Annotated in this window: 1 tRNA gene and 2 rRNA genes; all 3 read left to right on the top strand. The window is 54.6% G+C overall.

The annotated features are described in order from the left end of the window. Positions 1-132 precede the first annotated feature (132 nt). Positions 133-2,855: ribosomal RNA gene (locus J7447_RS30995) — 23S ribosomal RNA — on the top strand. A gap of 201 nt (positions 2,856-3,056) precedes the next feature. Further along, a 5S ribosomal RNA gene (rrf, locus tag J7447_RS31000) occupies positions 3,057-3,171 on the top strand. Positions 3,172-3,419: 248 nt separating this feature from the next. Continuing rightward, a tRNA-Met gene (locus J7447_RS31005) sits at positions 3,420-3,496 on the top strand. Position 3,497 lies beyond the last annotated feature (1 nt).

The following is a 3,497-nucleotide window of genomic DNA, read 5'->3' on the forward strand; positions in this document are numbered from 1 at the left end:
GATCTCGTGAAACTGGTCTTATATTATTGATGATCAGTTTGTTTTGAAGCCGGGTTGGCCTTGAGTGTTAAAGGTACTCAGGGTTGGGTCTGGTGGATTTGCAAGCATGAGATGAGCATTGATAATGAGAGTGATCAAGTGTCTTAAGGGCATTCGGTGGATGCCTTGGCGACAAGAGGCGATGAAGGACGTGATACGCTGCGATAAGCCATGGGGAGCTGCGAATAAGCTTTGATCCGTGGATTTCCGAATGGGGAAACCCACTCCGTATGGAGTACCCGCAAGGGAGCAAACCCGGGGAACTGAAACATCTAAGTACCCGGAGGAAAGGACATCAACCGAGACTCCGCTAGTAGTGGCGAGCGAACGCGGACCAGGCCAGTGGCTTGCATTTAAGAACCGGAACCGTCTGGAAAGTCGGGCATTAGTGGGTGATAGCCCCGTACGGGTAGAAATTATGCAAGTCCTCGAGTAGGGCGGGACACGTGAAATCCTGTCTGAACGTGGGGGGACCACCCTCCAAGCCTAAGTACTCCTTGTCGACCGATAGCGAACAAGTACCGTGAGGGAAAGGTGAAAAGTACCCCGACGAGGGGAGTGAAACAGTTCCTGAAACCGGATGCCTACAAACAGTTGGAGGGCGCAAGCCTGACAGCGTACCTTTTGTATAATGGGTCAGCGACTTAATTTAACGAGCAAGCTTAAGCCGGTAGGTGTAGGCGTAGCGAAAGCGAGTCTGAATAGGGCGCCCTAGTTCGTTGGATTAGACCCGAAACCGAGTGATCTAGCCATGGCCAGGTTGAAGGTGCGGTAACACGCACTGGAGGACCGAACCCACGCCTGTTGAAAAAGTCGGGGATGAGCTGTGGCTAGGGGTGAAAGGCCAATCAAACTCGGAAATAGCTGGTTCTCCGCGAAATCTATTTAGGTAGAGCGTCGGATGAATACTCTCGGGGGTAGAGCACTGGATGGGCTATGGGGGCTTACCGCCTTACTGATCCTAACCAAACTCCGAATACCGAGAAGTACTATCCGGCAGACACACAGTGGGTGCTAACGTCCATTGTGGAGAGGGAAACAACCCTGACCGCCAGTTAAGGTCCCTAAGTTATGGCTAAGTGGGAAAGGATGTAGAACTCCCAAAACAACCAGGATGTTGGCTTAGAAGCAGCCATCATTTAAAGAAAGCGTAACAGCTCACTGGTCTAAATAAGGGGTTCCGCGCCGAAAATGTACCGGGGCTCAAGCCATACACCGAAACTGCGGGTGCATCTTATGATGCGCGGTAGCGGAGCGTTCTGTAAGTCTGCGAAGGGGGACCCGTGAGGGCTCCTGGAGATATCAGAAGTGCGAATGCTGACATGAGTAACGATAAAGCGGGTGAGAGACCCGCTCGCCGAAAGTCCAAGGGTTCCTGCGCAACGCTAATCGGCGCAGGGTTAGCCGGCCCCTAAGGCGAGGCCGAAAGGCGTAGTCGATGGGAATGCAGTTAATATTCTGCAGCTTGGTGGTAGTGACGGATGCCGTGTGTTGTATCTCCTTATTGGATTGGGGGTGCAGCGAAGGTGTTCCAGGAAATAGCTCCACCGTATAAACCGTACCCGAAACCGACACAGGTGGACTGGTAGAGAATACCAAGGCGCTTGAGAGAACTATGCTGAAGGAACTCGGCAAAATGCTCCCGTAAGTTCGCGAGAAGGGAGACCTCACGACGGGCAACCGTTGTGGGGTGGCACAGACCAGGGGGTGGCGACTGTTTATCAAAAACACAGGGCTCTGCGAAGCCGTAAGGCGACGTATAGGGTCTGACGCCTGCCCGGTGCTGGAAGGTTAAGAGGAGGTGTGCAAGCACCGAATTGAAGCCCCAGTAAACGGCGGCCGTAACTATAACGGTCCTAAGGTAGCGAAATTCCTTGTCGGGTAAGTTCCGACCTGCACGAATGGCGTAACGACTTCCCCGCTGTCTCCAGCATAGACTCAGTGAAATTGAATTCCCCGTGAAGATGCGGGGTTCCTGCGGTCAGACGGAAAGACCCCGTGCACCTTTACTACAGCTTCACACTGGTATTCGTCACGACATGTGTAGGATAGGTGGTAGACGTTGAAGCAGGAGCGCCAGCTCTTGTGGAGTCACCCTTGAAATACCACCCTTGTCGTCATGGATATCTAACCGCGGTACAACAATATCCGGGACCGTGTGTGGCGGGTAGTTTGACTGGGGCGGTCGCCTCCCAAATGGTAACGGAGGCGCGCGAAGGTGGGCTCAGAGCGGTCGGAAATCGCTCGTTGAGTGCAATGGCATAAGCCTGCCTGACTGCGAGACTGACAAGTCGAGCAGAGTCGAAAGACGGCCATAGTGATCCGGTGGTCCCTCGTGGAAGGGCCATCGCTCAACGGATAAAAGGTACGCCGGGGATAACAGGCTGATGATGCCCAAGAGTCCATATCGACGGCATTGTTTGGCACCTCGATGTCGACTCATCACATCCTGGGGCTGGAGCAGGTCCCAAGGGTTTGGCTGTTCGCCAATTAAAGTGGTACGTGAGTTGGGTTCAGAACGTCGCGAGACAGTTCGGTCCCTATCTGCCGTGGGTGTAGGAGAATTGAGAGGATCTGTCCCTAGTACGAGAGGACCGGGATGGACGTACCTCTGGTGGACCTGTTGTGGCGCCAGCCGCATTGCAGGGTAGCTATGTACGGAAGGGATAACCGCTGAAAGCATCTAAGCGGGAAACCCACCTCAAAACCAGTTCTCCCTGAAGAGCCGTGGAAGACCACCACGTCGATAGGAAGCGTGTGGAAGTGCGGCAACGCATGAAGCTTAGCTTTACTAATAGCTCGTTCGGCTTGATCCTCTCATTAGTCAATGTTCATCTTTTGGATGCGCCCCTGGCGCATCAAAAAGATCATTTTAAGTGCGCTACCGCCCTTCGGGCTGCTTGAGCGCGTTTGAAATGATCCATACGGCCAACGTCCTGGAACCTTCGTCCCAGGCGAGGCCGACCAAAACATCAAAAAAATATATAGACCAGTTCACGCAAATTGCGCTTCGCCGGCCTGGTGGCCCTAGCGGGGAGCCCCCACCCGATCCCATCCCGAACTCGGCCGTGAAACTCCCCAGCGCCAATGGTACTGCATCTTAAGGTGTGGGAGAGTAGGTCGCCGCCAGGCCTGCAAATCGCAATTTGAACCTCTTCAACTTGTTTGCCGCTCACGCGCGCACCGCCCTGAAGGGCTGCGCTCCGCGCGGGCGGCCTGACCGGCCGGCGGCCACTCGGCCTTGCCTCCGCTGCGCTCCGGATCTCTTGTCCCATATCAGCGCAGTCTTCCGGTCAAACCGAAACATAAGGGTATCCCCAAAAGGGACCAAACCCACTTGGACCAAACGCGCAGCGCGCCAAGGACAAACAAAAAAACAACGCGGGATGGAGCAGCCCGGTAGCTCGTCAGGCTCATAACCTGAAGGTCGCAGGTTCAAATCCTGCTCCCGCAACCAA

The organism is Labrenzia sp. R5_0, from assembly GCF_017743835.1.
Taxonomy (GTDB): Bacteria; Pseudomonadota; Alphaproteobacteria; order Rhizobiales; family Stappiaceae; genus Roseibium; species Roseibium algicola.